General features: G+C 61.0%; 16 protein-coding genes and 1 pseudogene. 3 read left to right on the forward strand and 14 right to left on the reverse strand.

Translation table 11 applies throughout. The annotated features are described in order from the left end of the window. Positions 1-71 precede the first annotated feature (71 nt). Positions 72-1,346 carry a 3-oxo-tetronate kinase gene (otnK, locus tag GSQ83_RS11950; protein WP_158803094.1) on the forward strand — a complete coding sequence of 425 codons (1,275 nt, stop codon included), beginning with the start codon at positions 72-74 and terminating at the stop codon, positions 1,344-1,346. Beyond that, on the forward strand, positions 1,343-1,999 hold the full coding sequence (locus GSQ83_RS11955) for a class II aldolase/adducin family protein (RefSeq protein ID WP_254065631.1): 657 nt from the start codon (positions 1,343-1,345) through the stop codon (positions 1,997-1,999). Before otnK ends, GSQ83_RS11955 begins: the two co-directional genes overlap by 4 nt. A 32-nt stretch (positions 2,000-2,031) precedes the next feature. Here GSQ83_RS11955 and GSQ83_RS11960 read toward each other — a convergent pair whose 3' ends face one another. The 10 genes from GSQ83_RS11960 to GSQ83_RS12005 all read right to left on the reverse strand — a co-directional run bounded on the left by GSQ83_RS11960 (position 2,032) and on the right by GSQ83_RS12005 (position 11,927). Further along, positions 2,032-3,096, reverse strand: a complete 1,065-nt coding sequence (locus tag GSQ83_RS11960) for an L-idonate 5-dehydrogenase (protein ID WP_254065632.1) — start codon at positions 3,094-3,096, stop codon at positions 2,032-2,034. 87 nt (positions 3,097-3,183) lie between these two features. Beyond that, a complete protein-coding gene (locus tag GSQ83_RS11965) occupies positions 3,184-4,161 on the reverse strand; it encodes a transketolase family protein (RefSeq protein WP_158803095.1) in 978 nt (325 codons plus the stop codon). After that, complete coding sequence (locus GSQ83_RS11970) at positions 4,158-5,009, reverse strand: transketolase (protein ID WP_158803096.1); 852 nt, start codon at positions 5,007-5,009, stop codon at positions 4,158-4,160. The genes GSQ83_RS11965 and GSQ83_RS11970 overlap by 4 nt, the downstream gene beginning before the upstream one ends. 192 nt (positions 5,010-5,201) lie before the next feature. Further along, positions 5,202-5,471 carry an HU family DNA-binding protein gene (locus GSQ83_RS11975; RefSeq protein WP_158803097.1) on the reverse strand — a complete coding sequence of 90 codons (270 nt, stop codon included), beginning with the start codon at positions 5,469-5,471 and terminating at the stop codon, positions 5,202-5,204. A 144-nt stretch (positions 5,472-5,615) separates the two neighbouring features. After that, positions 5,616-5,948, reverse strand: coding sequence for a putative quinol monooxygenase (locus GSQ83_RS11980; protein WP_158803098.1), 333 nt, complete (start codon positions 5,946-5,948; stop codon positions 5,616-5,618). Between the two features lie 5 nt (positions 5,949-5,953). Then, on the reverse strand, positions 5,954-7,033 hold the full coding sequence (locus tag GSQ83_RS11985) for a Gfo/Idh/MocA family protein (RefSeq protein WP_158803099.1): 1,080 nt from the start codon (positions 7,031-7,033) through the stop codon (positions 5,954-5,956). Between the two features lie 50 nt (positions 7,034-7,083). After that, complete coding sequence (locus GSQ83_RS11990) at positions 7,084-8,109, reverse strand: 2-hydroxyacid dehydrogenase (protein ID WP_158803100.1); 1,026 nt, start codon at positions 8,107-8,109, stop codon at positions 7,084-7,086. Between the two features lie 132 nt (positions 8,110-8,241). Beyond that, complete coding sequence (locus GSQ83_RS11995; protein ID WP_158803101.1) at positions 8,242-9,759, reverse strand: ATP-binding cassette domain-containing protein; 1,518 nt, start codon at positions 9,757-9,759, stop codon at positions 8,242-8,244. Continuing rightward, positions 9,756-10,799 carry an ABC transporter permease gene (locus GSQ83_RS12000; protein WP_158803102.1) on the reverse strand — a complete coding sequence of 348 codons (1,044 nt, stop codon included), beginning with the start codon at positions 10,797-10,799 and terminating at the stop codon, positions 9,756-9,758. The genes GSQ83_RS11995 and GSQ83_RS12000 overlap by 4 nt, the downstream gene beginning before the upstream one ends. A 27-nt stretch (positions 10,800-10,826) precedes the next feature. Beyond that, positions 10,827-11,927 (reverse strand): sugar ABC transporter substrate-binding protein, encoded by a 1,101-nt coding sequence (locus tag GSQ83_RS12005; RefSeq protein ID WP_216850058.1) that lies wholly within the window; start codon positions 11,925-11,927, stop codon positions 10,827-10,829. A gap of 216 nt (positions 11,928-12,143) precedes the next feature. Between GSQ83_RS12005 and GSQ83_RS12010 the strand changes: the two genes are divergently transcribed. After that, positions 12,144-12,869, forward strand: coding sequence for an FCD domain-containing protein (locus tag GSQ83_RS12010; RefSeq protein WP_158803104.1), 726 nt, complete (start codon positions 12,144-12,146; stop codon positions 12,867-12,869). A gap of 18 nt (positions 12,870-12,887) precedes the next feature. Here GSQ83_RS12010 and GSQ83_RS12015 read toward each other — a convergent pair whose 3' ends face one another. The 4 genes and pseudogenes from GSQ83_RS12015 to GSQ83_RS31205 form a co-directional block, all read right to left on the reverse strand. Then, positions 12,888-13,901 carry an ABC transporter permease gene (locus GSQ83_RS12015; protein WP_254065641.1) on the reverse strand — a complete coding sequence of 338 codons (1,014 nt, stop codon included), beginning with the start codon at positions 13,899-13,901 and terminating at the stop codon, positions 12,888-12,890. Between the two features lie 13 nt (positions 13,902-13,914). Next, entirely contained in the window at positions 13,915-14,739 is an 825-nt protein-coding gene (locus GSQ83_RS12020) for an SDR family NAD(P)-dependent oxidoreductase (protein WP_158803106.1), read from the reverse strand. 35 nt (positions 14,740-14,774) lie between these two features. Further along, positions 14,775-15,725, reverse strand: coding sequence for an ATP-binding cassette domain-containing protein (locus tag GSQ83_RS12025; RefSeq protein ID WP_254065633.1), 951 nt, complete (start codon positions 15,723-15,725; stop codon positions 14,775-14,777). A gap of 132 nt (positions 15,726-15,857) precedes the next feature. Beyond that, positions 15,858-16,061: pseudogene (locus GSQ83_RS31205) on the reverse strand (sugar ABC transporter ATP-binding protein); the annotation flags it as partial. Positions 16,062-16,093 lie beyond the last annotated feature (32 nt).

The following is a 16,093-nucleotide window of genomic DNA, read 5'->3' on the forward strand; positions in this document are numbered from 1 at the left end:
CGCATCCTGCGGTGGGGCGGCGCAATGTCACGCCTGGGCGAAACGGCGGATGGGAGAGGAAACGGCAGCGCATGGCCAACTCGGTCATCCTAGGTGCGATAGGCGACGACTTCACGGGTGCGGTCGAATTGGCGGGGATGCTGACCGCCGGCGGCGCGCGTACGCTGTTCGTGACGAGCCCCGGCGGTATTCCGAATCAAATCGACGACATAGAGGCCGTGGTCGTTGCATTGCGATCGCGCGTGGCGCCGCCGGAAGAAGCGCTCAACGAAATAGATCAGGCCGCCTCGGCTTTTCAAAGGCTGCGAACGCGGCAGATCTTCTTCAAATACTGTGCGACTTTCGACAGCACGGATCACGGGAATATCGGCAACTGCGCCGAGGCTCTGATGGAGCGTATGGGCGCCCGCTCTGTGCTGTTCTGTCCGAGCTTTCCCGAGGCTTTTCGCACGGTCTACCAGGGACACCACTTCGTCGGCGACCAGCTGCTCGCCAATTCGCCCAAGCGGCACGATCCGCTCACACCGATGACGCGTTCGGACCTTGTGGAAGTTCTGGCGCCGCAGACTTCAAAGGGGGTCGGGCTTCTGCCTTGGGCGACGGTTCAGGCGGGGGCCTCGGCGATTCGCGCTTTTTCTGAAGCGAAGGCGGCGGAGGGCACCCCCTTTCTTATCGCCGATGCGATCACCGAGGCCGATCTGCGCAGCATCGCGGCGGCGACCTGGGATTGGCCACTGATGACCGGCGGGTCCAGCGTCGCCGCCCACTACCCGGCGCTGTGGCGGAGGCAGGGTCTGATGCCGAACGCCGCCCTCCCTGCCCTCGATACCGTTCGCGGCTCTGGCGCAGTGCTGGCCGGCAGCTGCGCGGATCGGACGCGCGAACAGATCGCGGCATTCGGACGCGACTACCCCGTCCTGAACCTGGATCTGATGGCAGAGGAAGAGGCGGCAGTGACCGGCGCGCTGGATTGGGCCAGGGCGGCGGGACCCTCCAGGCCGTTCTGCATCGCGAGTTCTGCCGATCCGGCCGCGGTCGCCATCGTGCAGAACCGGTTCGGCGTCATCGCTGCGGGGCGCCGGGCGGAGCGGCTGCTGGGGCGCATAGCGCAAGGCCTGGTGGAACTTGGGGTTCGACGCTTCCTGGTGGCCGGAGGGGAGACGTCCGGCGCCGTAGTGCAGGCGCTCGGCGTCGAACGGCTGCATGTTGCGGCCTACACTCGGCTGGGCGTGGGGCGCTGCATGGCGGATATGCCCACACGCCTGTCCTTCTGCCTCAAATCCGGCAAGCTCGGAGATGTCGAAATGTTCGCGAGGGTGCTGGACGAAATGGGAGGCGTTTCTTGAGTGATACGACGGAGAATGTGGCCGCGACCTATCGCGAGATGGGGCGACTCGGGCTGAACTTCGGCAGCGCGGGCAATGTCAGCCGCCGCCGTGGCGAGGGCATGGTGATCACACCGGGGGGTGCCACCATCGATGAGATCACGGAAGACGCCCTCGTCACGATGACGCTGGGTGGCGAGGTGGAGGGTGGCGGCGCACCCTCCAGCGAATGGGCCATGCATGCCGCGATCTATGCGGCCTTCCCGGAGGCCGGTGCGGTTGTCCACAGCCATGCGGACGCCTGCACCGCCCTCGCCTGCCTGCGCGAGCCGCTGCCCGCCTTTCACTACATGGTGGTGGGCTTTGGCGGCGAGGATGTGCGTTGCTCGCCCTACACGACCTTCGGCACGCCCAGGCTGGCGGTCTTGGCCGTAGAGGCCCTTCAAGGCCGCACAGCCTGCCTGCTCGGCAACCATGGCATGATCTGCCATGGCCGTGACCTCAAGCGGGCACTCGCGGCCGCCGTTCGCCTCGAGACACTGGCGCGGCAGTATCTGCTGGCTCGGAGCGCCGGTCAGCCACGGCTACTTACGCCAGAGGAGATCCAGGCGGCGCGCGCGCGCTATCGCGGCTATGGTCAGAGCGCCGTCGCGCCTGCTACGGCGACGGCCTGACTTGCCTTGGATGAAGTCGAGGTCGGGTAGGATTACGGGAAGACGAGTTGCACCTTCATCGCCTGGGACCGATCCGCAGCCAGTGCGAAGGCACTTGTCGCCTCGCCGAAGGGCAGTTGGTGGCTGAGCAGCGAGCGAACGTCCAGCCTGCCGCTGACCAACAGGGCGACTGCCTCCGCGAATTCGCGATCGAACCTGAAGGTGCCGCGGTAGTCGATCTCCCGCACCACGATCTCGCCGAGGGGCGCTGCGATATCGCCACCCAGCATCCCGACCTGGACAAGGATGCCGCAAGCGCGCACGGCCTTGATCGAGGCGGTGACGCCAGAGACATGGCCCGAACACTCGAAGGCGACGTCGAAGCCACCAGTATCCGCGATCAATTCCGACAATTCGGCGGCCTGGGTCGCGACGTTGATGACACGCGCATCCGTTGCCTTCGCGGCGATCCGGAGCGGCGGGTCAGCGACATCCGTCACCACGATTTCGGCCGCGCCGCCGAGTCTCGCCAGCATCGCGACGAGTAGCCCGATCGGCCCCGCCCCTGTGACCAGGACTCGCCGCCCTAGAAGGGAACCGGCACGCGAGACGGCGTGCAGGCAGACGGCGAGAGGCTCGGCGAAAGCCGCGTCTGCCAGATCCATCTCGGCCGGCAGAACGAAAGCCTGGGAGGCGTCGCAGACCAGCAGCTCCCGGAAGCCGCCCTGGGTATGGGGAAAATGCATGGCGCTGCCGAGGAAGCGGATGCTCTTGCAGTGTCGCGACCGACCTTCGCGGCAATGCACACAATGGCCGCAAGGCGCGCTCGGATGGATCGCGACCTTATCGCCCACCGCGACGCCGCGGACATCGGCGCCCGCCTGGGCCACGACTCCGGCGACTTCGTGCCCCAGCACCATCGGTTCCCTCAGCACGATGTTGCCATTGGCGCCATGCTGGAAGTAGTGGAGATCGGAGCCGCAGATGCCTGCGTTGGAGATCCGGACCGCCACTTGCCTTGGCCCCACGACCGGTTGCGGAACGGTCTCGACCCGCAAATCCCTCTTGCCGTGAATCACGACTGCACGCATCTGGACCTCCCCGATAACCTTCGGCATCTCGCCCTTCCTAGCAGAACCCGCGCTTCGGGTCTTGGGCCGCGGCCGGGCGCTTACCGCCTGTTGCGAGGTCGACGCGATTTCGCGCTAGGCCAAAAGCGCCCGCGCGACCTCCTCGATACCCTGCGCGTCGAGCCGATAGTGCCGGTAGAGATGAGTGGGTGGAGCGATCAAGCTGAATTCGTCCTTGATGCCATGCCGGACCAGGCGCGCGCGCGCGCCATGCTCCGCCATCACCTCGGCGACCGCGCCGCCGAGACCTCCCAATATCGTGTGCTCCTCGACCGTCAGTATGATGCGGGAACGGTCGGCCGCGGCGAGGACTGCCTTTTCATCGAGCGGTTTGATCGTGTGCATGTCGATGAGACCGACGGACTTGCCGCCGGCCTGCAGGGCCCGCGTCGCCTCGAGCGCCGGATGAACGCTGGAGCCCGTTGCGATGATCGTGATCTCATCCCCAATGCCGTGGGTGATGGCCTCGCCAAAGGCAAAGGGCGTGTCCTGGTCATAGACGACGGGATCGTGACCACGGCCGATGCGGAAGTAGATCGGCTGCGGGTGGTGAACCGAGGCGCGGATCGCCGCCGCGAATTGCGCGCCATCCGCAGGTGCGACGACTGTAAGATCGGCGATACTGCGCATGATCGCCAGATCCTCCGTCGCATGATGGGAGGTGCCATAGAAGCCGAGCGAAATGCCGGCATGATGGCCGATCAGCCGTACTGGCTGAGCGCAATAGGCGACATCCATCCGGATTTGTTCGCAACAGAGCAACGCTAGAAACGAAGCGAAGGTCGCGACGAATGGCATGAGTCCCGTCGTGGCGAGGCCGGCCGCCGCCGAAACCATATTCTGCTCGGAAATGCCGAATTGTATGAAGCGCTCGGGGTAGCGCCGCGCGAAGCCGACAAGGCCGTTCGAATATTGCAGATCGGCGCTGCCCGCGACAATGGGATGCCCTTCCTCGGCAAGGGCGATCAGCGTGTCGGACAGTGTCGAGAGAGTAGGCGCGCGGCTGTTCAGTTCGCGATACTGCCACGAACCTGGGTCGAGGGGCCGGTTCATCGGGCGGCTCCCGCCATGATCTCTTCGATCGCGCGCGCCTCATCGGCCGGCGCGAGATAGCCGAGATGCCAGCCCGGCTCCGTCTCCATATAGCTCACGCCCTTGCCCTTGATCGTATGCGCGATGACACATGCGGGTTTGGCGCGTCTCTCGTCGTCACGCAGGCGCCTCAGGCATTCGGCAACGGAAACGACATCGTGCCCATCGACGTCCGAGACGTCCCAGCCAAAGGCTTCCCATTTCTCACGCAAAGGCTCGATCGCCATCGTGTCATCGACGCGGCCATCCAGTTGAAAGCCGTTCCGGTCGATGATCGCGATGAGCCGGCTGAGGCCATGATTGGCCGCGGCGAGCGCCGCCTCCCAGACTTGGCCTTCCTGCATTTCGCCGTCACCCAGCATGACGAAGGTGCGGAAGTCGCGTTTCAGGATGCGGGCGCCGAGCGCCATGCCGAGTCCGGCGGACAAAGCATGACCGATGGAGCCCGAGCTGAAATCCACTCCAGGAACCTTGCGCATATCGGGGTGATCGCCAAGCGGGCTGCCCAGGCGCGTATATTGGTCGAGCCATGCTTTCGGGAAGAAGCCGAGATCCGCAAGAACCGGGAAAAGCGCCACCGCCGCGTGGCCCTTTCCCATGAGAAAGCGGTCACGATCAATCCATGCCGGTTCGTCACGCCTGATGCGCATAGTATCGTAATAGAGCGTTGCAAAGATCTCGGCTGCCGAGAAGGCCGAGGAGTAATGCCCGACTTTCGCAATGCTGATGAGCCGGATTGTCTCCAGGCGGATGAAGCGGGCGCGCTCCTCAAGGCGGGTAATCTCATCCTGTGTCAGCGTCGTGTTCATGCTGTTGCGCCCGTGTTCGAGAGGATGGTAGCCGAGGATGAAGGGGGGACCGGCGCCTTCATACGCTCGATCACCCGCTTCCGCCGCCACCGGGTCTTGCTCGCCAGAGCAGGCTTGCGCGCCCTGTTATTTGTTCTTGAGCCTACTTGGCCGATCCTTTCGCGACTCGCCTTGTCCTGGCAGCCTTGCGCGTTAGACGGCCTTCTTGAGCGTGGGCGAAACCTTGAACCGGACCGTTTTGCCGGCTTTCACCTTCACGGGCTCACCCGTGCGAGGATTGAGCGCCTTGCGAGCCTTTGTCTTGACGACCCGGAAGGTCCCGAAGCTGGGGAGGGTAAAACCCCCGGACTTCTTCAACTCGTTGATGATGGCATGGACTACATCGGTTGCAGCCCGATTCGCGGCCACACCAGTGAGTTCTGCGGATTCCTGGAGGACGGCGGCAATAAAGGCTTTGGACATAAAGCAATTTTCCTTCTGACGCGTGAGCGCAACTTCTGCCCCATCTGGGCTGGGGGGTTCAAGAGCGTTCACCGGCGTCAGGCTATGAATTATCGAGTCGCCACTACCCCGCACCTCGGAATCGCCTCAGGAGCACGTCACCGATCAGGTTTTCGCATGCTCGCTGACCAAATAGGTGTTGATGGTTTTCTCTACGGCGAGGTGGCTGCTCGCTCGATCGAAGGCAAGGAAATGACCGCTGCGCAGATGAAGGTCGAAGGCGCCACGGTCACGATAGAGTTCGTAGAGGAAGACCACTGGCGAAGCCGATTTGTCCGCAGGCACCGAAACATCGAATCGGAGGCACCCCTCCTCCTCCCGGACGGAGTCGGCGGCATTGCGGCGCACCAGGGCGAGAAAGGCCGAAAGCTGGCCATCCGCAATCGTGAAACTGACTGTAACCCCGAACAAGGTTGGAGCCGCAGGGTCGCCCTCCATGATCCTTAGCCCTCCACCCAGCGTTTAGGAACCACCGCGACGCCCCGTTCCGCCGCCAGATATGAGGCATCGACGAGTGCGTAAGTATTGAGGTTATCCGCAATGCTCGTATCAGCCGGCCGACTAGTTCGGAAACTCCTCAGCAGGTGCCGGTTCGTCTCCAATACCGCGACCTGGCTTGCCCGCCAGCGCGGATCGGCCCAGTCGAGCGATGGCAGCTCCACGGTTTCTTCAGTCATCGCGCCGCGGCTGGTGATGACAAGGCGGTTGCCCGCGTGAAGATGGATCGCGCCCTCGTCACCCTCGATCTCGATCAAGGTTTCCGGGAAGGTATCCGGCAGCCTCCGTGATTCGTAGGTGCATTCCACCACCGTTACAGCCGTGGATTCGTGGCGCAACAAAATTGTCGCCGTATCCTCGGCAGCGACGCGCGGATTGCGTCGCTGGGTTTCGGCCAAGACATGCACCACCTCACCACAGAAAAACCGCGCGAGGTCGAGCAGGTGGATGCCGACATCGAGGATGGCGCCGCGCGGCTCCGTCAGAAGATAGGGCTGCGACGCATAGACGTCGAAACCGATACGGAATGAAATACGCGCAAAGGTCGCCTTTCCGATGGTGTTGGTGTCGATGAGTTCCTTCATCCGGGTCATTTGTGGCTGGTAGCGGAAATTCTCATGCACCGCCGCGAACACCTTCGCCCGGGCGGTCGCAGCGGCCATTGCCAGGCAGTCCTCCCAATTTGGCGCGAGCGGCTTCTGGACGATCAGACCGATGCCGTGCCGTGCTACGAGTTCCACCAATGAGCGATGAGCATTCATCTGGGTCACGATATCCACCAGATCGGGCTGCAGCGCGGACAGCATCTTTTCCGCATCAGAGAACCAGGGTACCCCACGCGCGTCACCAGCGGCTTGGGCGCGGCCCTGGTCACTATCACATACGGCGACGAGCACGCCACCTTCATGCTTCAGGTCATCCCAGGCGTTAAGGTGGTTCTGCGCATAGAAACCGCAGCCGATCAGGCCAATGCGCGTCGGCGCCCCGGATTTGTTGGCGTTCGCGATGGCCGTCGAGCTGCTCATGATGTTCGGTCCTGCCTATATGTTTGCGATCTAAGGGCAGTGGTGCCGGTTCAGCTTTCCACCCCAAGCCATGAACGCACACGTGTATGCTTCATCACATCGGGATCTACCACGAAGCGAGGAGGCCGGCCCGACAGAGCTGCATCGATGCCCGAGAGTGCGCTGGTTGCGATGGCACCGAAGCATTCATCCGTCCAGCATAGCGAATGCGGTGTGAGGATCGTATTCTCCATGGTCAGCAACGGGCTGGCCGGATCCACCGGCTCCTGCTCGAACACATCGAGTCCAGCCCCAGCGATCTTGCCTGCCTGGAGTGCCGCGATCAGCGCCGCTTCTTCGACGATGGGGCCTCGCGCGACATTGATCAGATAGGCGGTCGGCTTCATCAATGCGATGCGGGGCCCGTTGATGAGATGCCGCGTCTCATCATTCAACAAGCAGGTGACAACGATGAAGTCGGAGTCACGCATAAGTTGATCAAGCGGCACCAGTTCGGCACCCAACTCGCGCAGAGCCGCCGCATCGCCGAACGGGTCCGCCGCCAGAGCGCTCATGCCGAAGGCACGGGCGAGCCCTATCGTCTCCCGCCCGATACTGCCCGCGCCGACAATTCCGAGGCGTTTCCCCGTCAGTCCTTGGCCCATATGATCCGTACGACGGTTCCATCCGCCGGTGCGGGTCAGCCGGTCCTTGATCAGGAGTTTCTGCGCCAGGGCAAGAACATATGTCATCGCAGCCGTCGCGACAGGGCGACGCACGGCCACAGGTGTATTGGTCACCACGACGCCTGCGGCAGTGAGCGCGGCTACATCGACCGACTCATATCCCACTCCGTGCCTCGCCACGATCCGCAACCGGCAATCGGCACGCGCTACGCTGGAAGCTGGCACGCGCGGGCCATTGACACATAGAGCATCATAGCGCGCGGCAATCTCCGGCGTGATGTCGGTGGTGTTCTCCTCCACCCATTCCCACTCTCTACCACCGAGCGCCGCAAGCGCCGCCTCGCCGAAAGAGGGCGCGCCGCTGCTGGTCAGTAAGTCGCGCGTTATGCCAATACGAAACGAATTTGTCATGTCATCCCTCAGATCGGTTTCGGCACAACGGATGCCGCAGTAGTATCCCGAATCTCCGTGTATTTTCTGCTCGCAAAATCCTGGTATATTTTCTTTCTTTCTGCTTCGGAGGCGCCCCATCGAAAGGCGCGGTTACACGGCCTCACCGGCCGCGCGCGCGACAGTGGCTGCCAACTCTTCGATTCGCTCGTGATCCGCGGTCTTTATGGATGCCGCCAGCCGACCCTGAACAAAGACAAGCACCCGATCCGCCGCTTCGAACACCTCGAGAATTTCGGTACAAAACATGAGGACCCCCGCGCCGTCGTCGGCAAAGTCACGCAGCAGCTGATATATCTCGCGCTTGCTTCCGATATCGACTCCGCGCGTCGGCTCTTCGAGCAGAATAAGCTGCGGTCGTTTCAGAATCGCTTGTGCGATCGCAACCTTCTGCTGATTGCCCCCCGACAAGGTCGTTATGCTTTGGCTCGCCGACTCGGCCTTGACCCAGAAGCGACGAATTTCGACATCCGCCCTCGACTGCATCTCGGCCTTCTTCAGCCGGCCATAGATATTCGCGATCTCGGGTCGTGCCAGACGAGCAAGAATATTGTCGCCCACGGTTAGGTTGTGAAACAAGCTTTCCGAGCGCGATGGCGCGACATAGGCCGTAGCCGAGCGGACATGCGCGACGCCTTCGCGCCCTCGCAGGCGAATATCGCCACGAGAATTTTCGAAACCGGCAATGGATCGCAATACTTCCCGGGCGCCCGATCCTTCCACACCCAAGACCGCGACCACCTCACGCGACGCCAGCGCGAACTCTACATTCGAGAAGGCTTTCGCGGTGTGGCACCACGCGCTTACCTGCAGCAGCGGAGGCTCGCCCGGTTCCTTTCGCGCTCGCCTGGCCGCATCGTTACTCTTCTCATCTGGCTCGAGTCCTCGCACAAGGAGACGGGCTATTGCCTCTTCCGTAAGTCCCGTGCCAGTGAGTTGTCCATCAATCCGTCCGTCTCGGATCAAGGCGACACGTCGTGTGTGCCTGACAAGATCATCGAGCCGATGAGTGACCAGAATAACGATATTGCCCGCCTCGGAGACCTTGTGCAATTCACGGAATAGATCTCTCGACTCATCCGCGCTCAGAGCCGAATTTGGCTCGTCAAACAGGAAGATTTTCGCGTTGCGCGCCAGGGCCCGCCCAATTTCGACACGCTGGCGCGTTGCCAGTCGAACCTTCGATACAGCGTCGTTGGAGTGGACTAGGATTCCCATGGTGGACATGAGTTCCCGATCTGGTTGGCGAATACGCGGCCTGAAAAAGCGCGTTCGTTCACGCCCGACGAGGAGGTTTTCGGCGACTGTGAGATTGGGAAATAGCTGTGGCTCCTGGTGGACGACGGCGACGTGCTTAGCCAGGAACTCACGCGTGCAGTGCCCGTCATCATTCGAAATCTGCCCGGCATCGGCATCTTCCTCGCCCGCTAATATCCTGATCAGCGTGCTTTTCCCGGCGCCATTGGGTCCGGCAATCCCCAGTATCTCGCCCGGCGCGAGATCAAGGTCGAGGCCTTGCAGTGCGCGGGTGTTTCCGTAACTTTTGGCGAGTCCCCGTAAAGCTATACCACCGCCCTTCGACAGGGGCGCGGCACTCACTCCCGGAGTCACGCCGCCCTCCGGGACCGAAATCGGCTGAGGGCGATATCTAAGCCGACTGCTCCCACCGTCACAACCCCGAGAAAAATCTGTTGCGCGTATGGACCCGGCGATAGCACCGCAAGTCCGGTCTGGAGTTCGGCGAGCAGAAACGCGCCGCCTAAGGTGCCGATGATTGTGCCCTTCCCGCCGGAGAGGCTGGCGCCGCCGATGACCACCGCCGCGAAGACCGGGAAGGTCTGTGACAATCCGATATCGGGCTGCGTGGTCTGAACAAACGAGAAATCCAGTATGCCGGCCAGGGCCGCCAAAACGCCCGCCGCAGAGAAAGCAAGGATTTTGTATTTATCGACCGGTAGGCGCGCGAGGCGCGCCGCCGCCGCATTGCCGCCGATGGCGTACAGACGAAAGCCGAAGAGTGAGTAATGCAGAACGAAGCCGACGACCAGCGCGGCGCCGATCATCCAAAAAATCTCTGCTGAGAGCTGATGCGCCCCCAGCTGACGTGTCAGACCAACAAAGAACTTAAGCTGCCCGGCCGCGACATTCGATCCATCCGGAGGGTAGACCGGATTGAAGGTAGTGGCGTTGGTAACAAGCAGCGAAAGGCCATAGAGCAGATTGTAACTGCCTAAAGTGACAATGAAAGACGGGATGCGCGCCCAGGTGCTCAGAATTCCGTTGCACATCCCAACCACGGCGCCGATCACGAGCGTCAGCGGCAAAGCCAGATAAATCGGCAAGCCACCCAAAATCCACGTAACGGCGAGGATGTTCGACGCAAATCCGTACATTGCGCCAACCGACAGATCGATTTCGCCACTTATGATGACGAGCGTCAGGCCAAGACCCAATATCGCGACCGAGCACATCGAGCGGAGAATGGATATCCCGACATCGATGCTCAGGAAAGCCGCGTTGAAAAGGTCAAATACAATCGCGACGATGATGATCGCCGCAACTAACCCGCCAGCCCGCACGACAACGGCGAAGCTCGCCCTGAAGGGGAGCTTGCCTGTCATGTCTCCAGCCCGCCGCGATCCGTCAGGCATGCGCCGTCCCGCCCGCCATCAACAATCTCACTGCTTGTTCGAGAGGAATTTCTCGAACTGCGCGCGCGCGGCTGGCACGCCCGGTTTTAGGACGGGCAAGAGGCTTTGGGTATTCGCCAGGACTTCCCCTTGCGATAGGAAACGGGCGCAGGCAAACGGACCGAAAGCTCCCTGATCGGGCCAGCGCTGATCGAGCAGCGCGATCTGAATGCCCTTGTCAATTGCGTCAAGCTGGCCTTTGCTGACGTTCCAGCCAATTGTGAAAACCTTCCCAGTGCGGTTCAGATCGACGATTGCGCGATCAGCGTATTCGGCCCCGATATCGACATTCACGATGAATTGGACGTTTGGATGGCCCAAAAGGAATGTCCGATAGGTATCGTAGGTCTTTCCTGGATCGAAGGACGTGTTGATGGCATTCGTTTCAGTGGTGAGGAATTTCGTATCGGGAAGGGCTTTCTCGATGGCCTCCCTGAAGCCTTTCAGCCGCCCTTGAGCCCACTGCTGTGACGGGGCACCTCCCGATATCGCGAAGACCTTGGGATTATTACCGGATGTCTTCATCCAATCCAACACCACTTGTGCGGCTGTCGCGCCCTCTTTGAGCGGAATCTGAGTGAAGTTTGTGAATTCATGCCCATGGGTCGGGACGCCAACGGAAAACACCGGAATACCCTTGGCGATCATCTGATTGACCAATGTCGTTGCTGAGTCGAACGTCACCGGCATGACGGACAAGCAATCTATTTCGTTGGTGGCGAGCTTAGCCTGAATCTGGGAAACCTGCTGGTTTGCGTCCTCCTGCACGGGCGCGATCGCGGCGCAATTCATGGGGTAGATGGCTTTTGCTTCCGCGCAGCCGTTCTTGAATCCCATCAATTGTTGCTGGGAATATAGCGGAATGCCGGAGGCCTGGTAAGAATAGACGACATTGATCGGTTCATGCTTGCGAATCTTGTCGGCGATGCGGTCCGCGAGCTTGAACGTGCCCCAGGGCATTTGCATGGTTATTGGAGCGCCGGGCGGTTTCGGCCCGGAGCTCGGAACTTGCGATACGCTCTGAGCCCGGGCCTGTCCCGTGATTGCCAGTGCCGACAGCAAGGCGATGAGGCCGATCTTCTTGTACATCGTTCCATCCTCTTCCGGGCTTCGCCCTTGTATTTTACTGCAGGGCGAAGGAGCCGACGCATCGGAACACTGGATCGCTGAGGAGCCAGCATGCAACGCGGCTATTCCGCAAAGCAATTTTCTCTAGCCTATTGTCGCCGCTATTGACTGTCAACCTGTCTGATAGGCAGAAAGACACGGTCGGCTTCGAAGAAGGTCTGACCAGCGGAGGACGCAATGGGCTTTCAGCCTGTCAGGAAAGCGCGGCTATACGAGCAGGTCACTTCCCAGATCGAGCGGATGATTGTGCAGGGTCAACTCGTCGATGGCGAGTTGCTGCCCGCCGAAAAGGAGTTGATGAGCCGCTTCAACGTGAGCCGCGCGACTCTCAGAGAAGCACTGCTGTCCCTGCAGCAGAAGGGAATTATCGACATCAGGAACGGAGAGAGGGCGCGCGTCACTAAATCCAATATGGACAAGCTGGTTTCCGCCATGAGCGGTGCGGTGAGCATATATCTGTCCGAGGATGAGGGCGTCCATCGATTCCAGGCTTTGCGGAAAACATTGGAGGTCGCGATCGTACGCACTGCTGCGATGACCGCTACCTCAGATGAGCTGGAGCAGATTTCAGCCGCGTTGGAAAAAAATCGAGCGGCCAAAGGGAACAACATCCTGTTCAGCCAGACGGACGTGATCTTTCATCTTGAAATTATACGAGTCTCGCGAAATCCTTTGCTGGTCGGCATCTATCAAGCGCTCACGGGTTGGCTGACGGAGCAGCGCAAGCAGGTTCTCGAAGTTCAGGGAGCGGAGGAGACGGCGTTCACCGCACATTCCAAGATCTTCATGGCTCTGGTTGACCGGAACAAGGATCGTGCAGAGGAGGCCATGGCCGAGCATATCGACACGGTGATTTCTCTATACTGGAGCCAGGTCGAACAATCCCGTGTGGAAGCAGCTTGAGAACGGCCTGGATAGTCCTCAGCCCCCGGCGATACGGCGGTTCCGCTGATATCTCACGATCTGGTCCAAGGCGACGGCTACCACAATGACAGCGCCGGTAACGAAGGTACTCCACGTAGCGTCGATGCCGAAGAATATGATGCCACTGCTGATGACCTGAATGATGAGCATGCCCACCACAGCACCGATCACCGTGCCCGCGCCGCCGGAAAGAGGGGTTCCGCCGATAATGACAGCGGCGATGACAATGAGCGCGAAGTCCGCGCCCTCATTTGGATCGATCGCCCCCCGAAATCCGATGTACATCGACCCTGATAGTCCGCTGATGGCGCCCATGAGCACGAGTGTTTGCAACCGGACCAATGCTATCGGGATGCCCGCCAGACGCGCGGCATCTGGATTGCTGCCGACGGCCTGCACGCGATAGCCGAATCGCGTGCGCCGCAAGACGATATGCAGAATTATCGCGAGCAACACGAAGATGATGGCGACGACGGGAACGACACCAAGGACCTTCGCCGAGATGAAGGTAAAGAAGCTGCTCGATTCGTCCGATGGAACGACGGCTCGGCCTCTGTTCACGACAAGCGACAACCCCTGGAACATGGAATAGGTGCCGAGCGTGATGATGATCGATGGCAGGCGCAAACTGACCGCCAAGGCGCCGTTCATCAGCCCCAGCAGAGCGCCGAAAGCCACGCCGCCCAAGGTCGCGAGCCATGGATTGAAGCCGGCGACCATGAGGGTCGCTGAAAACACGGCCGAAAAATTAAACATCCAGCCGACCGAAAGATCGATCTCGCGGATCGCCAGCAGAAACACCATGCCGAGCGAGAGCATGCCTTGAAAGGTCGTATTGCCCAGAATCGTCAGCAGGTTGAGCGGATTCAGAAAACGCGGCCGTGAGATCCCGATGATCGCCATCAGAACAACGAGTGCCACGACAACACCGACTTCCTCCGGAACCCCAAAACGCCAGCGTGCGCTTCGCGGCGCCGCGGTCGAGGAAGGTCCCGCACTCAGGCCGCGCATATCGCTCACGCCGTCATTTCCTCCAAGGCTGCGTTTCCGAAGGCTTGCCCCAACTTGGAATAGGGGCCTGCAGGCCCCCTTGAATCCACAGGAACCGTCCGCTGACCGTGGCCGCGTCTGGACCCATCAGATCGAGAACCAAGTCAGCCGCTTTTTCGGGATCGTCGCCACCAGTCTGCTCAACCCAGCGTGCCCAATCGCGGTAGGCATTGGCGACCGGACCCAGCCGTTCGGCCGCGTCGCGGATCTCGGCCCACATATCGGTCTTCACGTCACCCGGATGGATGACATTGGCAGTAACGCCTGTGCCCGCGATTTCCGCCGCGAGATGGCGCGTGAATTGGTTCAGCGCGGCTTTGCTTGTACCGTAGGCGCTGTTGATTGGCCCTGGTTCGTGCAAGGAGGCCGCCGATGTGACATTCACGATGCGACCCCAGCCCATATCGATCATGCCCCCCACAAATGCGCGGCAAGTGAGATAGGCGCTGACCGTATTGGCCATGATGGTTTCAATCCAGGCTGCGGGATCGCTGTCTTTGATAAGTTGGATCGGCCCGAAAATCCCGGCGGCGTTGACCAAAATGGAAGGGCGGCCAAGTTCGGCCTCCACGCTGGACTTTATGAGATCAAGTGACTCTGCCCGGCTAAGATCCGCAGGCAAAACATGGGAGCGGCCGCCTAACGCGGCCACCAGCTTCGCCGTCTCCCGGAGTTGCGCTTCTTGCCGCGCGACGAGAGCGACCGTGGCACCCGCCCCGGCCAGCCGCACCGCCACACGCTGGCCCAAACCACGGCTCGCGCCGGTGACGACGGCGATCTTTCCGGTGAGATCTGTCATCGACTGGCTTTCCTATGACTTTCCATCGGCAACGATCACACGGCACGGCTTTTGGCCGCTAGCGCCGGCATCTCGCCCGTATTGATCAGGTGGAGTAGAATTCGATTTTCGATGTCGGCGCCGCTGACGGTTCCTGCCAACCTGCCGCGATAGAGAACCATGACGCGATCGCATAATCCGATGAGTTCCGTCAGTTCCGTCGAACTAAAGAGCACGATCCGGCCATCTGCCGACATCTGCCGAATCAGCTCATAGATCTCCCGTTTCGCACCGACATCCACACCGCGCGTCGGATCTTCCAGGAGGATCACGTTGGGTGCGATCTCCAGCCATTTGCCGACGACGACCTTCTGTTGGTTTCCACCGGAAAGCTGATTGGCCAAGGTATTGGATGATTTCGTTTTGATCCTGAGCTTATCGATCTGACGCTGGGCTCGCGTCTGCGCGCTGCGATGGCCGAACCAGGGACTGCCGGTGTTCAAGGCGCCGACAACAACGTTACTGATGTTGAAGAGAATACTCTTGTCGAGCATAAGGCCCTGATGACGACGGTCCGCCGGAACCAGGCAAATGCCTCTCCGTGCCGCCTCTGTCGGGTTGCGGGGCAGGCCCTTCATATCCGGATAGCGAACCTCGCCCGATTTCGCTTTTTGTGTTCCGAAGAGCATTCCCAACAGCGTAGACACGCCTGAACCCTCCAAGCCGGCCAGGCCCACGACCTCGCCCGAAGTGACGCCGAAAGAAATCCCCGCCAGTTCCTGGCCGCTCAAGCCGCTAACATTCAGCCGTGCCAGCGTCGCGGTGGTCTGATTTGGCAAAGGTGGTGGGAACAGTTCGCGTGCCTGTGTCCCAATCATGCCCTCGATGACTTCCGATATCGTGAGGTCAGATGTAGATTTTGTCAGAACGTCATGTCCGTTGCGGGTAATCGTTACCCGGTCGGCGATAGCGAAGACTTCTTCAAGGCGATGCGACACGTAGAGCATGGTGATACCCCCGGAACGCAGCCGCCTCAGAACCTCGAATAGCCGTTTCGTCTCCCGCTCGTTTAGGGCCGAATTTGGTTCATCGAGAATGAGCAGCCGTGGCTCCTCCAGAAGAACCCGACAGAGTTCCACAAGTTGCTGCTCGCCTATGCTCAGTGCGCTGATAGGCGCATGGACGTCGACATGCAGGCCCAATTGTCCCAAAAGCGCTCTGCTGCGATCCTCCATGTCTCGCAACGAGACCAGACCCGCGCGCACCGGCTCGCGATTGACGAAGAGATTGGCGAGAACGGAGCGCTGCGGGAAAAGGCTGAGCTCTTGATTGACGATGCCGATTCCGGCGGCGCGAGCGGCGGGGGGGGAACCCA

This window comes from Acidisoma sp. L85, from assembly GCF_009765865.1.
In the GTDB taxonomy this organism is placed as follows: Bacteria; Pseudomonadota; Alphaproteobacteria; order Acetobacterales; family Acetobacteraceae; genus Acidisoma.

Excerpts from the sequence above, each read along its gene's own strand:
- otnK (WP_158803094.1), top strand. The coding sequence starts at position 72 with ATGGCCAACTCGGTCATCCTAGGTGCGATAGGCGACGACTTCACGGGT.
- GSQ83_RS11960 (WP_254065632.1), bottom strand. The coding sequence starts at position 3,096 with ATGCCGAAGGTTATCGGGGAGGTCCAGATGCGTGCAGTCGTGATTCAC.
- GSQ83_RS11965 (WP_158803095.1), bottom strand. The coding sequence starts at position 4,161 with ATGAACCGGCCCCTCGACCCAGGTTCGTGGCAGTATCGCGAACTGAAC.
- GSQ83_RS11970 (WP_158803096.1), bottom strand. The coding sequence starts at position 5,009 with ATGAACACGACGCTGACACAGGATGAGATTACCCGCCTTGAGGAGCGC.
- GSQ83_RS11975 (WP_158803097.1), bottom strand. The coding sequence starts at position 5,471 with ATGTCCAAAGCCTTTATTGCCGCCGTCCTCCAGGAATCCGCAGAACTC.
- GSQ83_RS11980 (WP_158803098.1), bottom strand. The coding sequence starts at position 5,948 with ATGGAGGGCGACCCTGCGGCTCCAACCTTGTTCGGGGTTACAGTCAGT.
- GSQ83_RS11985 (WP_158803099.1), bottom strand. The coding sequence starts at position 7,033 with ATGAGCAGCTCGACGGCCATCGCGAACGCCAACAAATCCGGGGCGCCG.
- GSQ83_RS11990 (WP_158803100.1), bottom strand. The coding sequence starts at position 8,109 with ATGACAAATTCGTTTCGTATTGGCATAACGCGCGACTTACTGACCAGC.
- GSQ83_RS12000 (WP_158803102.1), bottom strand. The coding sequence starts at position 10,799 with ATGCCTGACGGATCGCGGCGGGCTGGAGACATGACAGGCAAGCTCCCC.
- GSQ83_RS12005 (WP_216850058.1), bottom strand. The coding sequence starts at position 11,927 with ATGTACAAGAAGATCGGCCTCATCGCCTTGCTGTCGGCACTGGCAATC.
- GSQ83_RS12010 (WP_158803104.1), top strand. The coding sequence starts at position 12,144 with ATGGGCTTTCAGCCTGTCAGGAAAGCGCGGCTATACGAGCAGGTCACT.
- GSQ83_RS12015 (WP_254065641.1), bottom strand. The coding sequence starts at position 13,901 with ATGCGCGGCCTGAGTGCGGGACCTTCCTCGACCGCGGCGCCGCGAAGC.
- GSQ83_RS12020 (WP_158803106.1), bottom strand. The coding sequence starts at position 14,739 with ATGACAGATCTCACCGGAAAGATCGCCGTCGTCACCGGCGCGAGCCGT.
- GSQ83_RS12025 (WP_254065633.1), bottom strand. The coding sequence starts at position 15,725 with ATGCTCTACGTGTCGCATCGCCTTGAAGAAGTCTTCGCTATCGCCGAC.